The 2,561-nt window shown below is 66.2% G+C and carries 3 protein-coding genes; all 3 read left to right on the top strand.

Going from position 1 to position 2,561, the window contains the following annotated elements:
• Positions 1 to 85 precede the first annotated feature (85 nt).
• From CFE35_RS22430 to CFE35_RS22420, 3 genes are read left to right on the top strand one after another with little or no spacing between them, the layout of a single operon-like run.
• On the top strand, positions 86 to 466 hold the full coding sequence (locus CFE35_RS22430; RefSeq protein ID WP_292934091.1) for a transposase: 381 nt from the start codon (positions 86 to 88) through the stop codon (positions 464 to 466).
• Positions 463 to 804: an IS66 family insertion sequence element accessory protein TnpB gene (gene tnpB, locus CFE35_RS22425; protein ID WP_292934090.1), complete on the top strand. Its 342-nt coding sequence runs from the start codon at positions 463 to 465 to the stop codon at positions 802 to 804. The genes CFE35_RS22430 and tnpB overlap by 4 nt, the downstream gene beginning before the upstream one ends.
• Positions 805 to 864: 60 nt before the next feature.
• Positions 865 to 2,508, top strand: a complete 1,644-nt coding sequence (locus CFE35_RS22420; protein ID WP_292934089.1) for an IS66 family transposase — start codon at positions 865 to 867, stop codon at positions 2,506 to 2,508.
• Positions 2,509 to 2,561 lie beyond the last annotated feature (53 nt).

Below are 2,561 nucleotides of genomic sequence, written 5' to 3'. Positions count from 1 at the left end.
GTATCCATCCGGCGGGGGCCGCCTTGCGCGGGTAGGTAGCGAGCGCTCTTAAGCGTGCTCTTAAGAGTGTGCTTTGGAGCGGTCGGTGGGTCAGGTGACGGTATTTTCGGGGCCCGAGCGGCGCCGTCGGTGGAGCGATGAGGAACGGCTGCAGATTGTGGCCGAGGCGTTCGCGCCGGGCGCGCGGGTTGCCGATGTCTGCCGGCGTCATGACGTCTCGTCGGGGTTGATCTACACCTGGCGGCGCAAGTTGCTCGATGCAGGTGTGGCGCAGGAGGCCAGCGCGCCCGAGGCCCTGCCGACGCCGGTGTTCCTGGAAGCGGTGATGGATGACGATCCGGCCGCAGCGGCGAGCTACGGCGAGCACCCCGCGATGATCATCGACCTGCCGCGCGGCAAGCGGCTGAGCATTTTCGCGGCGGCAACACCGTCCCTGGTCGCTGCCGCGCTGAAGGCTCTGCGATGATCCCTCCCGGCGCCCGGGTGTGGATCGCGCTCGGCCACACGGATATGAGGAAGGGCATGCAGGGGCTGGCGCTGCTGGTGCAGCAAGGCCTCAAGCGTAATCCTCACGGCGGCGATCTGTTCGTATTCCGCGGTCGCGCAGGATCGCTGATCAAGATCATCTGGCACGACGGGATCGGCATGTCGCTCTACGCCAAGAGGCTCGAGAAGGGCCGGTTCGTATGGCCCTCGGCGAGCGAGGGAACGGTGTCGCTGACCCCATCTCAGCTGGCCTGCCTGCTGGAAGGGATCGACTGGCGCAACCCGCAGTATACGTGGCGGCCGCAAAGCGCAGGATAACCAGTAGATGGGGGCATTTTGCCCTTGCAGCAGAGGGTGGATGATGATTCACTCTCCTCCATGGAAGCCGTCATCTCGCCCCTTCCGAACGATGTTGAAGCGCTCAAGGTGCTGCTGGTTTCCGCGCTCCAGAAGGCCGACGAAGCAGAGGCCAAGCTGGCCAACGCCCATGCCCGCGAGAGCGCCATCGAGGCTTTGATCGCCCACCTCAAGCTGCAGATCGCCAAGCTGAAGCGCGAGCAGTATGGCCCCAGCGCCGAACGCAGCCGCCGCCTGCTCGATCAGATGGAGCTGCAGCTCGAAGAGCTCGAGGCCGACGCTGCCGAAGACGATCTGATCGCTGAGGAAGCGGCAGCCAAGACCACCACGGTCACCGCCTTCGAGCGCAAGCGCCCCGCAAGGAAGCCGTTCCCCGATCATCTGCCGCGCGAGCGTGTCGTAGTGCCTGCACCCTGTTCCTGCCCGGCCTGCGGCGGGGACCGGCTGTCCAAGCTCGGCGAAGACGTCACCGAGACGCTCGAGGTGATCCCGCGCTCCTGGAAGGTGATCCAGACGGTCCGGGAGAAGTTCTCGTGCCGGGACTGCGAGAAGATCGCTCAGGCCCCGGCACCGTTCCACGTGGTTCCGCGCGGATGGGCGGGGCCCAGCTTCCTCGCCATGCTCCTGTTCGAGAAGTACGGGCAGCACCAACCGCTCAACCGGCAGGCCGAGCGGTTTGCCCGCGAGGGCGTGCCGCTCAGTGTCTCGACCCTTGCCGATCAGGTCGGGGCTGCTGCCCACGCGCTGATGCCGCTCTACAAGCTGATCGAGGCGCATGTTCTGGCCGCAACCCGGATCCATGGCGACGATACCACCGTGCCCGTCATGGCGAAGGGCAAGACCGATACGGCACGATTATGGGTCTACGTCCGCGATGACCGTCCCTTTGCCGGGTCCGACCCGCCGGCAGCCCTGTTCCACTACTCGCGCGATCGGCGCGGCGAGCACCCGCAAGCCCATCTCGCGGCATGGTCCGGCATCCTGCAAGCCGATGCCTATAGCGGCTACAACGACCTCTACCGCGAAGGTCGCGACGCCGGTCCCGTGCTCGAAGCCGGCTGCTTTGCCCATGCGCGGCGCAAGTTCTTCGAGCTGGCCGATGTCCTGAGCTCAGCCCGTAAGAAGAGCCGCGGCCAGCACAGCGCCATGATCTATCCGATCGCGCTCGAAGCCGTGCAGCGTCTCGACGCCCTCTTCGACATCGAGCACGGCATCAACGGCAAGGCCCACGCCGAGCGGCTTGCGGTCCGCGAGGAACTCAGCGCGCCGCTGATGGCAGAGCTCCACACCTGGCTCACCGAGCAGGTCGCCAAGCTATCGCGCGGCCATGATCTCACCAAGGCCTGCTTCTACATGCTCAAGCGCTGGAACGCGTTCACTCGCTTCCTCGACGATGGCCGGATCTGCCTCAGCAACAACGCCGCCGAGCGCGCGCTCCGCTGCATCCCGCTCGGCCGCAAGGCGTGGCTGTTCTGCGGCTCCGACCGCGGCGGTCAGCGCGCCGCCGTCATCTACACGCTGATACAGACAGCAAAGCTCAACGATGTCGACCCCCAGGCGTGGCTCGCCGATGTCCTCGCTCGCATCGCCGATCATCCGGCCACAAGGCTCGACGAGCTCCTGCCTTGGAACTGGGCGCCGCGCTCCGAAGCAATCGCCGCATAAACCCGGCCTACGCTCCGGTCGGGATCACGCCGTGGCCTTCACCGGATGGATAC

Source organism: Novosphingobium sp. PASSN1, assembly GCF_002278815.1.
Note: the sequence above shows the minus strand (reverse complement) of the source record. Positions and strands in the feature narration are given on the sequence as shown.

Excerpts from the sequence above, each read along its gene's own strand:
- tnpB (WP_292934090.1), top strand. The coding sequence starts at position 463 with ATGATCCCTCCCGGCGCCCGGGTGTGGATCGCGCTCGGCCACACGGAT.
- CFE35_RS22420 (WP_292934089.1), top strand. The coding sequence starts at position 865 with ATGGAAGCCGTCATCTCGCCCCTTCCGAACGATGTTGAAGCGCTCAAG.